The 16,589-nt window shown below is 29.4% G+C and carries 15 protein-coding genes; 4 read left to right on the forward strand and 11 right to left on the reverse strand.

Features of this window, described 5'->3' with window-relative positions:
• Positions 1-45: 45 nt before the first annotated feature.
• The 7 genes from CX675_RS10575 to CX675_RS10605 all read right to left on the reverse strand — a co-directional run bounded on the left by CX675_RS10575 (position 46) and on the right by CX675_RS10605 (position 5,639).
• Positions 46-843, reverse strand: a complete 798-nt coding sequence (locus CX675_RS10575) for a hypothetical protein (protein ID WP_130735201.1) — start codon at positions 841-843, stop codon at positions 46-48.
• Between the two features lie 60 nt (positions 844-903).
• Positions 904-1,983 (reverse strand): serine hydrolase, encoded by a 1,080-nt coding sequence (locus CX675_RS10580; RefSeq protein ID WP_130735202.1) that lies wholly within the window; start codon positions 1,981-1,983, stop codon positions 904-906.
• Between the two features lie 136 nt (positions 1,984-2,119).
• Entirely contained in the window at positions 2,120-2,869 is a 750-nt protein-coding gene (tpiA, locus tag CX675_RS10585) for a triose-phosphate isomerase (RefSeq protein WP_130735203.1), read from the reverse strand.
• A gap of 41 nt (positions 2,870-2,910) precedes the next feature.
• Positions 2,911-3,411, reverse strand: coding sequence for a TlpA family protein disulfide reductase (locus CX675_RS10590; protein ID WP_130735204.1), 501 nt, complete (start codon positions 3,409-3,411; stop codon positions 2,911-2,913).
• A 94-nt stretch (positions 3,412-3,505) separates the two neighbouring features.
• On the reverse strand, positions 3,506-3,910 hold the full coding sequence (locus tag CX675_RS10595) for a hypothetical protein (RefSeq protein WP_130735205.1): 405 nt from the start codon (positions 3,908-3,910) through the stop codon (positions 3,506-3,508).
• 2 nt (positions 3,911-3,912) lie between these two features.
• The gene (locus tag CX675_RS10600) at positions 3,913-5,019 is read right to left on the reverse strand and encodes a BT_3928 family protein (protein WP_130735206.1); all 1,107 of its coding nucleotides are present in this window, start codon (positions 5,017-5,019) and stop codon (positions 3,913-3,915) included.
• A gap of 77 nt (positions 5,020-5,096) precedes the next feature.
• Complete coding sequence (locus CX675_RS10605) at positions 5,097-5,639, reverse strand: DUF1599 domain-containing protein (protein ID WP_130735207.1); 543 nt, start codon at positions 5,637-5,639, stop codon at positions 5,097-5,099.
• A 125-nt stretch (positions 5,640-5,764) separates the two neighbouring features.
• Between CX675_RS10605 and folP the strand changes: the two genes are divergently transcribed.
• Together folP and CX675_RS10615 are read left to right on the forward strand one after the other, a co-directional pair.
• Entirely contained in the window at positions 5,765-6,592 is an 828-nt protein-coding gene (gene folP / locus CX675_RS10610) for a dihydropteroate synthase (RefSeq protein ID WP_130735208.1), read from the forward strand.
• A gap of 19 nt (positions 6,593-6,611) precedes the next feature.
• Positions 6,612-7,343 (forward strand): hypothetical protein, encoded by a 732-nt coding sequence (locus CX675_RS10615; RefSeq protein ID WP_240723624.1) that lies wholly within the window; start codon positions 6,612-6,614, stop codon positions 7,341-7,343.
• Between the two features lie 73 nt (positions 7,344-7,416).
• Here the strand turns inward: CX675_RS10615 and CX675_RS10620 are convergent, their stop codons facing one another.
• From CX675_RS10620 to uvrA, 4 genes are all read right to left on the reverse strand, one after another.
• Positions 7,417-7,911: a hypothetical protein gene (locus CX675_RS10620; RefSeq protein WP_130735209.1), complete on the reverse strand. Its 495-nt coding sequence runs from the start codon at positions 7,909-7,911 to the stop codon at positions 7,417-7,419.
• A gap of 152 nt (positions 7,912-8,063) precedes the next feature.
• A complete protein-coding gene (gene rlmH, locus CX675_RS10625) occupies positions 8,064-8,537 on the reverse strand; it encodes a 23S rRNA (pseudouridine(1915)-N(3))-methyltransferase RlmH (RefSeq protein WP_130735210.1) in 474 nt (157 codons plus the stop codon).
• Between the two features lie 86 nt (positions 8,538-8,623).
• A complete protein-coding gene (locus tag CX675_RS10630) occupies positions 8,624-9,103 on the reverse strand; it encodes a hypothetical protein (RefSeq protein ID WP_130735211.1) in 480 nt (159 codons plus the stop codon).
• Between the two features lie 22 nt (positions 9,104-9,125).
• Positions 9,126-11,918 carry an excinuclease ABC subunit UvrA gene (gene uvrA / locus CX675_RS10635; protein ID WP_130735212.1) on the reverse strand — a complete coding sequence of 931 codons (2,793 nt, stop codon included), beginning with the start codon at positions 11,916-11,918 and terminating at the stop codon, positions 9,126-9,128.
• A 358-nt stretch (positions 11,919-12,276) separates the two neighbouring features.
• On the opposite strand from uvrA, the gene CX675_RS10640 reads away from it, so the two are divergent.
• Together CX675_RS10640 and CX675_RS10645 are read left to right on the forward strand one after the other, a co-directional pair.
• Positions 12,277-13,518, forward strand: a complete 1,242-nt coding sequence (locus CX675_RS10640) for a T9SS type A sorting domain-containing protein (RefSeq protein ID WP_130735213.1) — start codon at positions 12,277-12,279, stop codon at positions 13,516-13,518.
• Positions 13,519-13,624: 106 nt separating this feature from the next.
• A complete protein-coding gene (locus CX675_RS10645; protein ID WP_304988709.1) occupies positions 13,625-16,423 on the forward strand; it encodes a triple tyrosine motif-containing protein in 2,799 nt (932 codons plus the stop codon).
• Positions 16,424-16,589: the final 166 nt, after the last annotated feature.

The raw sequence follows: 16,589 nt of genomic DNA on the forward strand, positions 1-16,589 counted from the left end.
CTTTTAGGTAAAATAACTGATGAGGTAAGATTTTTTTCCATGTTTTTATTTTGTTTTTAAAAAGATACCTTCAATAGTGGCATTGTGACCAAATTGACCTGTGCAATAGCCATTTGTATAGGTAATATGAACAAAATCCTTATAAAACTGAACTTCAAAGTCACATTCCTCTGAATTAGGAAATGCATATGCAAAACTTAATTTTGGAAGAGCGATAGTATCTTTATCCACGATAGCCATATTTCGAGCAGGTTCGCTTGTGAAGCAATTTATTTCAAATGTAGCTTGATTCTCATTTATTTTTTCAATCGAAAAATTACCTTGAGCACCCGCTTCACTGTAACCATAACTGTAATTGCCAAATATTTCTTTGGTATTGGCTTTAATATTCTGTGCGATTAGATTGGTGTCTTTTACTGTTAAATCTAAAGGGAAATTTTTACGACTTTTGGGTGAAAACCATTCGCCTTTAAAATGATTTTCAGAAGTAATATTTCCCGTTATAATTCCAGTAATATTTCCTGTAGGTTCAAATTCTAATAAACGAAAATTACCATTTGAATTAAGGTTACCAATAACTTTTATAGGCTTTTTTTCTTTCGTATTAAGATATATAATTTCGCCTACGACAATTTCGTTTTCTATCTGATAATGTAAATAAACTGGAATAGATTGGTTAATATAGCCTTTCCAAAATAGTTCTAGCGTATCTGTTATTTCAGGAGTTGTAATTGTAGTAGTAAGTGTGTCTTTTGTTTCTATAATAGGTGTTTCTTTTTCTTTTTTAGATTGGCAAGCGGTTAGTGTACAGGCTATTGTAATTAATAAAAATAGATTTTTCATGCGTAAATGTTTTGCCTAAAATTAAGTATAATCTTTGTTTTTATGCAAAAAAGAATCATTTTAATTTGTTTTCCAAAGCTTTTTAAAAGTATCCAAATTATGTGAAGTAATATCTTCATTTGCCATGAAAAGTCTTCCTGTATTGTCTTTGGGGTCAAATTGCATGATACATGATGCTCCTAAATCGGAACCGGTGTGTCCTACTTTCCCAGATTTGAAATACACAATAAAGATACCGATATTAGGTTCTTTTGCTGTGATGTTTTTTGGTTGCAGTTGAGTAGGAGTGAAGTTTTTTGAAAAATAGGTTTTCCATCCTTTCTCACTTAATAAATTACTTTTTCCATGATATCCTTTAATAAGTTCGATAAGATAAAGAGATAAATCGGTTATTGTAGTTTTTAAACCACCATCTGGATAAGTGTCATATGAATACAAGGCTAAAGGTTTGTCTTGCTCATCATATAAAGTAGCGAATTGATCTAAGGATATCTCATGATGAAACCAACCTGTATTTTTCATTTGTAGCGGAGTAAAAATATGTTCTTTGGTAAACTCATTAAAAGGTATTCCACTTGCTTTTTCAAGTATGTAAGCCGCAAGAGCGGCACCAATATTACTATAAGAATAATTTTTTCCTGCTTTATAATGGCTAAATAATGTAGCGGTTGTTTTTTTATTTTTATAAAAATAAGTGTAATAAAAATCCTGTAAAGTGTGTTTGGGCATTGTTGTAAAAGAATAAATACTATCATATATAGCTTCATTATCAACTATTCCAGAAGTATGAGTTGCTAAATGGCGTAAGGTAATACTATTGTTACCTTTGAGATGTGGATTTTGAATTTTAAAATCCAAATAAGTATTAATATTAGTGTCTAAATCGAGGATACCTTTTTCTTGAGCGATAAGTAGTGCAAGTCCAATAAAAGTTTTACTTACCGAACCAATGGGCTGAATAGTTTTTTCGCTATATTGTTTTTTTTCATCTACATTAGCGTAACCAAAGGTTTTTATGTTGATAATGCTGTCTTGATTCACTTGAGCAATGGCATAACCCGTAAACGTATCATTTTGACTTAAAAGGCTAGAAAAGCTAAGCATACAAAATATGAGAAATACTGCATTTGAAATTTTCATGATATTTGTTGTTTCTTATAAGACTTTTTTGCTTTTGCTTTGTTACAATATAGAAAAGTTTTGCTATAAGTTGTAAAAAACAAACCCTCATTATTTACTCATAACAAGGGTTTATTTTTTATAAAAAATAATTGATTTAAAATCCGTTTGCAATAGTTAAGAAATCATCTGCTTTTAAAGAAGCGCCACCTATTAATCCACCATCAACGTCTGGTTTTGAAAAAATTTCTTTTGCATTTTCTGGTTTTACGCTTCCACCATATAAAATAGTCAAGTTTTCTGCAATCTCATTTCCATATACTTTAGCCACTAAATTTCTAATAAAAGCATGCATTTCTTGTGCTTGTTCAGGGGAAGCAGTTTCCCCAGTACCAATAGCCCAAACAGGTTCGTATGCCAAAACAATTGAAATCCAGTCTTTTTTCTCTAAATGAAAAAGTCCGTCTCTTAATTGATATTCTACAATATTAAAATGATTGTTAGCCTGACGATCTTTTAATTCTTCTCCAAAGCAAAAAATAACACGCATGTCATGTTTTAAAGCGGTATCTACTTTATTGGCTAATAAAGCATCCGTTTCATGGAAATAAGCACGTCTTTCACTATGACCTAAAATAACTGTTTTTATACCAATATCTGTTAGCATACTTGCTGCAATTTCACCTGTATAAGCACCACCTTCTGCTTGATGCATATTTTGAGCAGCAACTGTAATCCCTTTATTTGCTACTTTATCTTGTGCTGCTTTTAGGTTTACAAATGTAGGCGCAACAATAATTTCTGCTTTTGTTTCTTGTTTTTTATTTAGTATTTCTTCTAATAAAGCTAGGGTTTCGGTATGTGTTTTATGCATTTTCCAATTACCAGCTACAATATTTTTTCTCATTATTTTTAGTTTAGTTTGTATTATAAATTGTAGAGTAAAAATTATATTACTGCTTTTTTTAATGTGTTGATTAATTTATTGTCATCGGCTTCAATGGCTTTAAACAAGACAATCTTCCCTTCCTTATTAACAATCATATATCTAGGAATCCAATCTAATTGTATTGCTGTTCCAAAAACCCCTTTCATACCGTCAGAAGTAAGATAATGTTCTCCTTTAACCTCGTATTTTTCAATGCCTTTTAGCCATGAGTCATAATTTTTATCCATTGAAATAAATACGTAAGTAGCTTCAGGAAATTCTTTTTGCAATGTTTTTACTTTTGGCATTCCTTTAATGCAATCTGGACACCAAGAAGCCCAAACATCTATTACTATTGTTTTGCCTTTATATTTTTCTAAGATTTCTTTAAATGTAATTGTTTCTTTTGAAGTGGTTGTCATTACATTTTCTAAAGCTTCTTTTTTAAATTCAGTATCTTGAGCATTTGAGCAAGAAGTAATGAATAATGCTAAGCTTAATAATGCGATTATTTTTTTCATTTTAAATTTTTATTTAATCAAATGTAAGGTTTCCGTTTTTTATTTTTGTTAATTAAAAGTAAAAAGCAATCATTTTGTTAGAGGGCCAACTTTTTCATGGTGAAAAAATTGTAATTTGATATGATCTGCTAACTGAATTATTGCATAATATAGTATTAGTATCATTGCTGTTTGATTTTACAGTTGTAATAATTGTAAAATCATATACACCAAAAGAGGTTGGAGTACCATTAAAATAGATATTAGTATCTGAAAACGTCACAGTAATACCTGGAGGAAAATTACCAGTAGTTTTGACTGAACTTATTGAGTATATACTATAACCAGAATTTGTTACTCCAACTGATATTGTATCAGAATAGGTCATCGTTGCAAAACCGTTAGTTAGATTCCTTTCTTCAATAATATAAGGATGTCTATCGCTTGTGCAATCTGAAGTAGATGATTCACAGCTTAAAAGGAAAAAGAAAGAAGAGATAAAAAAAATAAAGGATTTCATTATTATAAATTTATATTATCAATATCATTAAAATGAACTTTTTGAACAATTGTTCCTTTTTCCAAAACTACGATTCCAGGATTTGCTCTTACAATGGTTTTTAAAGTGGTAGGATCACAAAAATAATAGTCAAAGGTAAGGTTAAATTCTTTTTTAAACCCCTCTTTTAAGGCATCATCAGAAGCAGTTAAACCAATTACTTGATAGCCTTTAGCGGTTGCTTTTTGATTAAAAGCCTCTAATTTTTTCATACCTTTTTCTTTTGATTTATTCAAATCATAAGTAATTAGTAGCACTACTTTTGGTTCTTCCAAAATACTTTCAACATAATTTGCACCGTCTTTTTCAATTGTAAAATCATGAATAGGTGGAATGTATCCTTCTACAATGACTTTATCTTTTCTGTCCACAAATTCGGCACCTTCTGGCACTTTATTGTCCATTACATCTGCATATGGAATTTCGGTTTCTACTCCGTTTATTTTATAAATAAATACCATTTCATATTCACTTTTTGGAGCGCCTTCCGGAATTTCCATTCCTTTTTGAATATTGTTTCCTACTTTATAAGCTCTGAAATCTTTTATGGGTAAGTGCTGTAATACATAGAAAGCCATAAATAAACATAATGAATAAGCTCCTAAAACGGTTAAATTTAAAGCGGACTTACCGAATAGTGGTTTGATAAACTTTTGTCCAAAGAAAAGGATAATAACAAGAAACAATAAAATTAAATCTTTGATAAATGATTCAAATGGAGTTAATTTTAAAGCATCTCCAAAACAGCCACAATCTTTTACTTTATCGAAATACCATGAATAAAATGTTAGAAATGTAAAAAAAACAATCATTAAAAGTAAACTCCAAACCGTAAATTTTGTTTTAAATCCAATGAGTAACATGACTCCTAAAACGACTTCAAAAACGACTATGAAACAAGCTATTATTAATGCAAACGGAATTAAAAACTCCATATTTAGCACGTTTGCGTTGAAGTATTCTTCTAATTTATATGAAAACCCTAACGGATCATTTAATTTAATTAAACCAGAAATTATAAATAATATGCCTACTAAAATTCGGGCTGTTTGTGTAATTATATTTTTCATGAAATGTGTTTTTTCAAAGTTACTTTTTTTCAAAGTTGCAATTTGTAAATAAGATGTTAATCTCTTTAAAAGAAGTATTATTCTGCTTTTCCTAGATGAATTAAAGCAAAAACTGCATAGTTAATCATGTCTTGATAATTAGCATCGATACCTTCTGAGACAATCGTTTTTCCTTGATTATCTTCAATTTGTTTCACACGTAATAATTTTTGTAAAATTAAATCGGTTAAACTGCTCACACGCATATCTCTCCATGCTTCACCATAATCATGATTTTTATCTTCCATTAATTTTTTGGTAAGCGCAATTTTAGTATCATATAATTGCACGGCATCTTCAAAATTTAAATCAGGTTGGGTAGCAATGCCTTTCTCAATTTGGATTAAAGCCATGATACAATAGTTAATAATACCAATAAATTCTGAAGTTTCATCTTCATCAATTTTGCGAACTTCATTTTCTTGTAGTCCTCTAATGCGTTGTGCTTTGATGAATATTTGATCTGTTAAAGAAGGTAATCGTAAAATGCGCCAAGCCGTTCCATAATCTTTTGTTTTTTTGGTAAACAAATCGCGACATATTGTAATTATGGTATCATATTGTAGTGAAGTATTCTTCATTTATTCGGTATATTTGTATGAAATTTTTTCAAAAATAAAGAATATAGTATTAAGATAGAAGTATTCGATATAAAGATTTTTCTATTTTATGTTACAAAACCTCATAATAAACTGTAAACTCTTTTATGACGATTAATTGTAAAGGAAATTTAATAGACTTAAGTATTCCTAAAGTAATGGGAATTTTAAACACAACACCCGATTCATTTTATGATGGCGGGAAGTATAAAAATGATAAAGCTATTTTAGATCAGGTAGAAAAAATGCTATTTGACGGAGCTACTTTTATAGATATAGGAGCTTATTCTACTCAACCTGGAGCTACTTTTGTATCTGAAAATGAGGAAATAAATCGTTTGTTACCCATGATTGATTTGTTACTTGCAAAGTTTCCTGAAATAGTGCTCTCTGTGGATACATTTCGAAGTAATGTGGCCAAAAAAGCCGTAAATAACGGTGTTGTACTTGTTAATGATATTGCAGCAGGATTGTTAGACGAAAATATGTTATCAACTGTTGCGGAGTTACAAGTGCCTTATATTATGATGCATATGAAAGGTAATCCGCAAACCATGCAATCTTTAACAGAATATGACGATGTGGTAAAAGATATGTTGTTTTATTTTTCAGAACGGATACAAAAAGCAAGAAGTTTAGGCATTCATGATCTTGTTATTGATCCAGGTTTTGGTTTCGCAAAAACACTGGCGCACAATTATGAAATTGTGAAAAAATTAAATTATTTTAGTATCTTAGAACTACCTATTCTAGTGGGTATTTCTAGAAAATCAATGGTGTATAAATTATTAGAAACTAGTCCAAAAGAAGCTTTGAACGGAACGACTGTTATAAATACTATTGCTTTACAAAAAGGAGCTTCTATTTTAAGAGTTCACGATGTTAAAGAAGCGATTGAATGTATTACCATTTTTGAAGAACTAAAAAGATATTAAAAATAGAATCAATTACCCTATGAAATCAAATGTAATAAAAAGTGTCTTGCTTATTGGAATAATAACTTTTTTGTATTCTTGTAAAAAAGAAGACGTTTTGTTGCCACAAGCGAATATTTCTGTTATGAATACTATTGAAGACCATTCTCCGATTTATTTTTTTTATAAAACTAATGAAACGGATACTTTGGTAACTGTAAATGCTAAAAACAGCATTAGTACAACCAATTGGATTTTTAACATTGACAAGCGTTTGCCGTTGTATTTAATTATTCCAGAAATTAAAGTTCTACAATCAAAAAAGAAACGAGCAAGTCATACCAATGAGGAAGCGATGAATGTGTTTTCTTATTCTGATAGTATTGCTAAAAATTTAGCCTTTTTACCGTTTACCGATGTACAATATAAATATGACAAAGACTTTTCTAAATTTTATATTAAAGAGCATAGTGATTTGTATCTGAACTATTTCAACTTAACGGTTAATTTCAATAAGCATAACCAAATAACAGTTGATGGAAATGATGTTGAAAGAGAAGAATTTATTGCTTTTATTAAAGATTTTGCAGATTTTATGAGTGGTGGAAAAACGACTATTATTCATTTGAATTTTGACAAAAGGCTAACGTATGAGGATTATTTGCAAAATAAGATTTTGGCTTGGCAATTAACCTCAGAAAAGGTTCAGTTGTCTTCTTACGAATTCATTTACGATGAAGAACAGTTGCCTGAGTGTGGTTGTAAATTGTAAAAAGTCGATTATAGACATAAAAAAAGGTATCAAAATTTTGATACCTTTTTTTTATTTAAAATTCTATTTTTATTTATTTGAATTCCGACATAACATCGTCAGCTTTTTTCTTGTTTTTACCATTAGCCGCTTTTTTTTCAAATAATTTATCGATTTGGTTTAAAGTAAATGCTTTAGAAACACCAGTTACTTCATTGTTTTTGTTTTTACTCATAAACTGTACAAAAGTACGATCTAAGTTTTTAGAATAATGTAACCAAACAAACTGGTTTGGTAATTCTAGTTTAATATCTAATAATGGATCAGCATTAAAACCAGAAACAATAATTTCTTGAAGTTTAGCAAAATCATTATCAATATCTTTAAACCAGAAAGAACGTGTATTTGTTTCTTCTTCTTTTTCTACGTTTTTGTAGAAGAACGTATATTCATTACCTTCATTTTGAATAAACATATCATTTTGGCCAATGGAACCTAATCTTACTACAGGTGTAGTTTCAATCACTTTAATTTGGGCAAAGGCAATACAATTAGCGATTAATGCAAGGGCAATAATGACTTTTTTCATAACTTTTATCAGTTTGGGTTAAGTGTTATTTATTTTTGCTAAATATATGTTAAAAATTAATACTGGCAAAAAAAAAATGAGTGAAATAGACAATTAGTATGTATTTGTAAAAAATAAAATATAGATATCAAGGAGTTATCTTTGATACTTTTTTATTGATGATGATAGGGTTCATTTCTTAAAATTGTAAATCCTCTGTAAATTTGTTCGATAACAAATAAACGTACCATCTGATGAGAAAAAGTCATTTCTGATAACGAGACTTTTCCAACCGATTGTTTATAAACAGTTTCACTAAAGCCATATGGACCACCAATGACAAAGACTAAAGTTTTAATTCCTGCATTCATCTTTTTTTGTAAAAATTCGGAGAAACCTACACTTGAAAATGTTTTCCCATTCTCATCTAAAAGAATCAAATGATCAGTTGCTGTAATTTTGGAAAGAATCAATTCGCCTTCTTTTTCTTTTTGTTGGGCTTCACTTAAATTCTTTACGTTTTTTATATCGGGAATAATTTCTACATCAAATTTTACATAAAAACCTAAACGCTTGGTATACTCATCAATTAAAGCTTGTAAGTTTTTATTATCTGTTTTTCCGATGGTTAGTAATTTGATGTTCATGAAAGCAATTTGTCAATATGATAATTTGTTAATTCGAAAAGCATTAAATTCCAAATGGTTAATATTACTTTTTTTATTTTAATTATTTATTTTGGAGCATTTATACCAAAACTAAAATATTTATTTTTGGTTAAATTTATTCCACCATGAAAATAATTACTACCTCCTCCAGCAACTCTATACCATTTTGTCTCCCAACTATTATTCTTAATGTTATCCTCATTAATTCCTAATACATATACAGTTTTATCTCCATTTTTATCGATTGAAGCACAAAATTGTCTTTTATATTTTCTTAAATCGATTTCAAATTCTTTTTCATAAGGATTAACATTTTCTTTACTCTTTTTGTTTAATTCTTTTATTGCTTGTGACAAAAGTTCTTCTGTTTGTAAAACCTCTTTTTTTGTTAAATCAAATGAGTTTTTTTCAATCTCATCGCAAACTAGCGCTATATAATTTTTTCTTTGAGAGTTTTGTATTAATTTTTCAGATAAATCTTCTTTTGATTTATTACAACTAACTAAAAAGAATAAAAAATATAAGAAAATTATATGGGTTTTCATTAGAATTAATATTTATTATAAATTACAATTTCTCCTTCAAATATTTCCCTGTAACCGAATTCTTATTTTTAACAACTTCTTCGGGTGTACCAAAAGCAATTAATTGACCACCGTTTTCACCCCCTTCTGGACCAATATCAATAATATAATCGGCACATTTTATCAAATCTAAATTGTGTTCAATGACGATAATGGAATGTCCTTTTTCTAGCAAAGCTTCAAAAGATTGTAGCAATTTTTTAATATCATGGAAATGTAAACCTGTCGTTGGTTCGTCAAAAACAAATAAGGCTTTATCTTTTATCGTTCCTTTTACCAAAAAGGAAGCTAATTTTATACGTTGGGCTTCACCACCAGAAAGAGTGGAAGATGATTGTCCTAATTGCACATAACCTAAACCTACATCTTGTAATGGTTGTAGTTTTTGAGTAATTTTGGTTTGTTTGTGAAGGGTAAAAAAGGCTACTGCATCATCAATTGTCATTTTTAAAATATCATCTATATTTTTACCTTCAAAAGTAACCTCTAAGATTTCTTTTTTGAAGCGTTTTCCATTACATGTTTCACATTCTAAGTGAACATCGGCCATAAATTGCATTTCTATAGTTACTTCACCATCTCCTTTACAGGTTTCACAACGACCTCCATCTACGTTAAATGAAAAATGTTTGGCTTGATATCCTCTTAATTTGGAAATGTTTTGCTTTGAAAATAAATCCCTGATGTCGTCATAGGCTTTTATGTAAGTAACAGGATTAGAACGTGAACTTCTACCAATCGGATTTTGGTCTACATATTCAATATGTTTAATGTTTGCAAAACTACCACTTAACTCGGTAAACTGACCTGCTTTTTCACCTACTCCTTCTAATTTTTTTTGAATAGCAGGGAATAAAATTTTCTTTACCAAAGTACTTTTTCCACTACCAGAAACACCAGTAATTACGGTAAGACAATCTAATGGGAAAGTAAAATCCTGATTTTTAAGATTGTTTTCTCGTGCTCCGATAACATCTATATGATTTTTAAACTTTCTGCGTTTTTGAGGAACAGTAATGGCTTCTTTTCCATTTAAATATTTAGCTGTTAAAGAATCTGCTCTTATGATTTCTTCATAAGTACCTTGCGCCACTAATTGACCTCCAAAAGTACCTGCTTCTGGACCAATATCAATAATCATATCTGCCGCTTTCATAATATCTTCATCATGTTCTACTACAATAACGGTATTTCCTAAATCGCGAAGATTCTTTAATACATCTATTAAACGCTCTGTGTCTTTTGGGTGTAATCCAATACTTGGTTCATCTAAAATATACATGGAACCCACTAAACTACTTCCTAATGATGTAGCCAAATTAATACGTTGCGATTCTCCTCCAGAAAGAGAAGCCGAATTTCGGTTTAATGTTAAATAGCTTAAACCTACATTTGCCAGAAAACCTAAGCGATTGTTGATTTCAATAAGTAATCGTTTGGCTACTTTAGCATCGTATTCATTAAGTTCTAATTTTTTAAAGAACTCAATTAAATTAACGATAGGTAAATCTACTAATTCGGTAATCGTGTGATTGGCAATTTTAATATTGTTTGCTTCAGGACGCAATCTTTTTCCTTTGCACTGCGTGCATTTGGTTTTCCCTCTATAACGAGATAATAAGACACGATTCTGAATTTTATAGTTCTTTTCTTCTAATTCGGTAAAGAAATCATGTAAACCTATAAAATATTTGTTTCCATCCCAAATGAGTTGCTTTTGTTCTTTTGTTAGTTCAAAGAATGATTTGTGAATTGGGAAATCAAATTTGTAAGCATTGTTTACCAATTGATCTCTAAACCAACTCATGCTATCGCCTCTCCAAGGGAAAATAGCGTTTTCATATACAGATAAAGAGGTGTTTGGTATGACTAAATCTTCATCAATCCCAATTATATTTCCATAACCCTCGCATTTTGGACACGCGCCGTATGGATTGTTGAAACTGAACAAATGAACATTTGGTTCTAAGAATGTCATACCATCCAATTCAAAGTTTGAACTGTAATGATGTCTTTTTTGAGTGGCCAATTCTTGTAAGTAACAGGCACCTTTACCTTCGTAAAAAGCAGTTTGAATGGCATCTGCTAATCGATTGTAAAATTCTTCTTCTTCTTTTACAACAATACGATCTATAATTAAAAATAGTTCTTTTTCTAAGGTTTTTGTAGTAGGTGTAAATTCGTCCAAACGAACCATTTCATTATCTACTAAAATACGAGCAAAGCCTTGCTGAAGCAATACCTTCAATTTATCTTCCAAAGGTCTGCCTTTTTCTAAATGAATAGGAGCTAGCAATAGCCATTTTGAATCTAATTCAAAAGTTTTAATGTCTTGCACTACATCTGTCACAGTGTCTTTTTTTACTTCTTTGCCTGAAATAGGAGAGTAGGTTTTACCAATTCTTGCATATAAAAGTTTTAAATAATCATATATTTCTGTAGAAGTACCTACTGTAGAGCGTGCATTAGTGGTGTTTACTTTCTGTTCAATAGCAATAGCTGGAGCTATACCTTTTATGTATTCAACTTTTGGTTTGTCTAAACGACCTAAAAATTGTCTGGCATAAGAAGATAAGCTCTCTACATATCGTCTTTGTCCTTCTGCATATAAGGTGTCAAAAGCCAAACTAGATTTTCCTGAACCAGATAAACCAGTAATTACAACTAGTTTGTTTCTTGGTATTGCTACATCCAAATTCTTTAGGTTATGCAATTGTGCTCCTTTAATAAGAATATTTTTCTTTGGTTCTAGTTTTGAAAAGTCGGTTTTTATCATGATAAAATGTAAAGAAATGCAAAGATAATTAATCTATAATTAGTTCTCAACATGCATGGCGTTCATTTTGTTAGAAGTAACAAAATTTTAAAAAAATGTAAATAATGTGAAGCTTTCGAAGTTTTAACTACCTATACAATACCTATACGAAACCGTTGTAAATACTTGTTGTTGTATGCTTTTTTTGTTTTTTTTTGCCACTATAAAAGCACAATTTGTCAAGATTTTTGTAAGGTTTAGGTTGAGTTAAAAATAAATGTTTTTTTGTATAGTTTCTATAACAATCATTTTGTAAAAGCATACCTCTTAAGTTTTAAATTTAATTATTCTTAATTTTTAACTAATTTAAAAACATATTATGAAAAAAATTACTCTTTTAATTATGATTTTAGGAATTACTATAGGGTATTCCCAATCTTTTCCTTTAGATTTTTCTGATCCTTTAGATTTAATGACAGGTTATGAAGGATGTAATGTTACTTTAGTAGACGATTCTGGTAATATGGTAGCTCAAGTAGTGGGTGGAGGTCAACTTTATGATACTGCTCAATTAGAACTGGCTGAAAACTTGGATTTATCTGATGATGCTAACAATACCATCACTTTTATGATTAAGCCAATGAATGGTACTACTTCTGGAAATCATTTGTTAAAATTTGAAGGAGGTATAGGAGGTCCATCTACTGTAGAATTACCTTTTACTACTTCAGGGACTTCTTGGCAATCAGTTACTTTAGATTTTGGAAGTGGTTTAGGAAATTATTCTAAGGTGGTTCTTTTTACAGATTTTGCTAACTATGAAACCGATACTTATTGGGTAGATAATTTTGCAGGAGGAACTAATGTAGCTCCACCACCTCCATTACCAACGCCTTCAGGACCAGCACCAATACCTACAGCAGATCCAGCTACTGTAGTTAGCATGTATGGCGAAAGCTATCCTAATACCTATCAATATTCTTTTGGAACTGCTTCTGATGTTGATTTAGATTCTGGTCCTGATGTAAATAATGCGTTAAAAATTAATTTTGCTATAGCTGGTTTTGGAGCCGGTTATAATGAAACAAATGTTACTACAGCACAATATGTACATTTTGATTATTGGACTAGTGATGCAACTACTTTTGGGTTGTATTTAATTTCTAATAGTCCCGTTTTAGAATACGTTTATAGATTACCTGATCAAGAAGCAATTGTTCAGAATACTTGGAAAAGTGTTACTATTCCGATGTCTTATTTTACAGATTTAGGTTTTAATCCCACCACTTGGTTTCAATATAAATTTGATGTTTTAACAGCAACGCCTGGAACTGTTTATTTTGATAATGTGTATTTTACATCAGCAGCGTTAGATGTTGCTGACTTTGAATCATCTATAGTAAAAATGTATCCTAATCCAGGGACAAATTCATTGAATTTTCAATTAGAAACACCTGTAAAAGATGTAAAAATCTACAATCAATTAGGGCAGAGTGTACTTGTGAAAAAGGTTGAAAGTAGTGCCTTTTCATTAGATGTAACCGCATTACCAATAGGACAGTATTTTGTTAATTTGTTATCAGAAAACACATCAATTACTAAAATATTTATTAAAAAGTAAAGTGCTTTATCAATAATTTTAAAAAAGGTATGCAAAGCATGCCTTTTTTTATATTTTTATGAATTAATTTGATTACTACAATTTTAAACGATTAAAAAATACTATTTTGAAAGTTACAATATATCTCTTCTTTTTATCATTTCTATCTGTTTTTTCGCAAGAGCTCCCTCCAATTGTAAAATATCCACAAAGCATTTATGCTGCTGGAAACCAAAATTGGATGATTGCACAAGATCGTAATCATGCTGTCTTTTTTGCGAATAACGAAGGACTTTTAGAATTTAATGGAGCTAATTGGGTTTTATACCCTTCTCCAAATGAAACTATTATTCGTTCAGTTTCAGCTATAGATGATAAAGTGTATACGGGAGCTTATATGGAGTTTGGTTATTGGTCGCGTAATAGTACAAATGAATTAGTTTATACTTCTTTGAGTACCAAAGTAAAAGAGAAGTTAATTGATGATGAGCAATTTTGGAATATACTCAATTATGAGCAATGGATTATTTTTCAATCGTTTAATCAGATCTATATTTATAATACAAAAACGGAAGAATTTAATGTCATTAGAGAAAATGAAACTATTATAAAATCCTACATTGTAAATCATGCTATCTATTTTCATGTAGCCAATAAAGGACTGTTTGAAATAGAAAATGGAAAAAGTAAATTAATTTCAGACGATCCAGTTTTTTTAAAGAATAAAATTGTTAATCTCTTTTTTATTAATGAACAATTATTGGTTCAAACCGAATTTTTAGGTTTTTTTAAATTGGATCAAGGGAATATAACCAAATACAGTTTGCCTTCTGATAACGAAATAATGTCTAGCAGCGTATATAGTAGTTTGTTGTTATCTGATGGTAATTTTGCAATTGGTACAGTTTCTAATGGAGTATTCATTCTAGATAGTGAAGGAAAAATAAAATATCATCTTACGCAAACTAAAGGATTGAGTAATAATACGGCTTTGTCTCTATATGAAGATATTGATAAAAATTTATGGATAGGTTTAGATAATGGAATTAACTGTATAAATCTGCAATCTCCTATAAAAAGTTTTTCAGATGATACAGGTTTTTTAGGTACTGTTTATACGTCTATAGTTTTTAAAGACAAATTATATGTTGGTACAAATCAAGGTTTGTTTGTTAAAAAAAACGAGGATACTTCTGGTTTTCAATTTATTGAAGGAACTAAAGGTCAGGTTTGGTCTTTGTTTGAAAACGATGATACGTTATTTTGTGGACACAATATAGGTACTTTTATTATTGAAAATGAATCAGCAAAACTTATTTATTCTGGTTCAGGTACTTGGAAATTTGAAAAAGTGCCTCATAGAAATGATTTGTTATTACAAGGAAACTATATTGGTTTAACCATTTTACAAAAGGTAAACAATCAATGGGGGTTTAGTCATAGAATAAAAGGGTTTGATTATTCATCCAAACATTTTGAAATTACAAATGCTTTAGAAGTTTATATTAGTCATGAATATAAAGGTGTTTTTAGATTGCAATTAGACAAAAATTATACTGAAGCGACTTCATTTTATACCTATACATCGCCTACAAAAGGAAAGAATTCATGCTTAATTAAATTTAATAATTCCATTTACTATGCTTATAAAGAAGGTGTTTATAAGTTAAATCCAAAATCTAAAAAATTTGTAAAAGATGAAAATTTAAGTGCTGTTTTTGAAAGAGATGAATATACTTCTGGAAAATTAATTGTAGATAAATCAAACCGGTTGTGGTTGTTTTCAAAAAATTACATCCATTATTTTTCATTGAGTAAATTAAGTAGTCAATTAAAGGAGAATGTAATTCCAATTCCAGCCTCGTTAACTAATTCCATGCTAGGTTATGAAAATATTACACAACTTTATAATTCTACTTATTTAATAGGTACAACAGATGGTTATTATACTATTAATTTGAATGATTTAACTTTTAAAAATTACAAACTTTCCATTTCTAATATTGCTATTAATAAATTGAATGAAAAATTAATAAGTTGCTCTATTGTTGAAAATGGTGTTTTTAAACACAATGAGAATAATATTATTTTTAATTATTCGGTTCCAGAATATAATAAATATATTAACGCAGAATATCAATTTTTATTAGATGGCTTTCAAAACGAATGGAGCGAATGGTCTGCAAAAACGAGTTCCAGTTTTAAAAATTTATCACCGGGTGACTATACTTTTAAAGTAAGAGCTAAAATTGCAAATTCAGAACCAGATGACATTGTTATGTATAAATTTACTATTTTAAAACCTTGGTATTTAACCAATGTAGCATTCCTTATTTATACCTTGTTATTGTTAATTATGGCTTATTATATAAATAAAGCGTACAAAAATTATTACCGACAAAAAGAACAAAAATTAATAGAAGAGAACAATCTATTATTAGAAATAAAAGAATTAGAAAATGCGCAACAATTGATGAAAATTAAAAACGAACAATTAGCGCAAGATGTAGATAGTAAGAATAGAGAATTGGCTGTTTCTACTATGAGTTTGATTAAAAAAGATGAATTACTGTCTTTAATAAAAGAAGATTTAAAAAATGCTCCAGAAATTACAAATAAAAGTGTAAAATCGGTTATTACAACCATTACAAAGAATATTAATAAAGAAGATTCTTGGAATATTTTTAAAGAAGCTTTTGATAATGCTGATAACGATTTTTTAAAGAAAGTAAAGCAAGATCATCCTACTTTAACTCCTAATGATTTGCGCTTATGTGCTTATTTAAGACTGAATTTATCATCTAAAGAAATAGCTCCGTTGCTAAATATTTCTGTACGAAGTGTAGAAATAAAAAGGTATAGGTTGCGTAAAAAGATGAATTTGGAACATGAACAAGGTTTGGTAGAGTACATCTTATCTTTTTAATACCTATACAAGTAAAAAAACACCTATACATTACCACAACATCAACGTTTTCGTTACTTTTTTTAAGATTTTTTTAAGATTACGGAATGCTTAAAAATAGGATGTTTTTTTATCAATAACGCAATAAAAATATATTTTTTTTGTAGTGTATATTTTTTGTTGAGGT

The sequence above is a fragment of the Flavobacterium sp. J27 genome, assembly GCF_004303025.1.
Classification (GTDB): Bacteria; Bacteroidota; Bacteroidia; order Flavobacteriales; family Flavobacteriaceae; genus Flavobacterium.